General features: G+C 50.3%; 1 rRNA gene. It reads right to left on the bottom strand.

Annotated elements, in window-relative coordinates:
• Window positions 1-519 (bottom strand): 23S ribosomal RNA (locus BZJ21_RS15500); the annotation flags it as partial.

Below are 519 nucleotides of genomic sequence, written 5' to 3'. Positions count from 1 at the left end.
GGCTCCCACTGCTTGTACGTAGACGGTTTCAGGTTCTATTTCACTCCCCTCACAGGGGTTCTTTTCGCCTTTCCCTCACGGTACTGGTTCACTATCGGTCAGTCAGGAGTATTTAGCCTTGGAGGATGGTCCCCCCATGTTCAGACAAGATATCACGTGTCCCGTCCTACTCGTTTTCACAAATATGGCGCCGTCGGTTACGGGGCTATCACCCTTTATTGCCAGGTTTTCCAACCTGTTCACCTAACGCCAAGTCTGCTTAAGGGCTAATCCGGGGTCGCTCGCCGCTACTGCCGGAATCTCAATTGATTTCTTTTCCTTCGGGTACTTAGATGTTTCAGTTCCCCGAGTTCGCCTCTTAGCGCTATGTATTCACGCTAAGATACCTGCTTATGCAGGTGGGTTTCCCCATTCGGATATCCCAGATTCAAATGGCTTTTACTGCCTTATCTGGGCTTTTCGCAAGTTAATACGTCCTTCATCGCCTCTGACTGCCAAGGCATCCACCGTCTACGCTTA

The sequence above is a fragment of the Salinivibrio costicola subsp. alcaliphilus genome (assembly GCF_001996185.1).
In the GTDB taxonomy this organism is placed as follows: Bacteria; Pseudomonadota; Gammaproteobacteria; order Enterobacterales; family Vibrionaceae; genus Salinivibrio; species Salinivibrio costicola.
The sequence above is the reverse complement of the archived record's forward strand: the minus strand, read 5'-3'. Positions and strand labels throughout refer to the sequence as shown.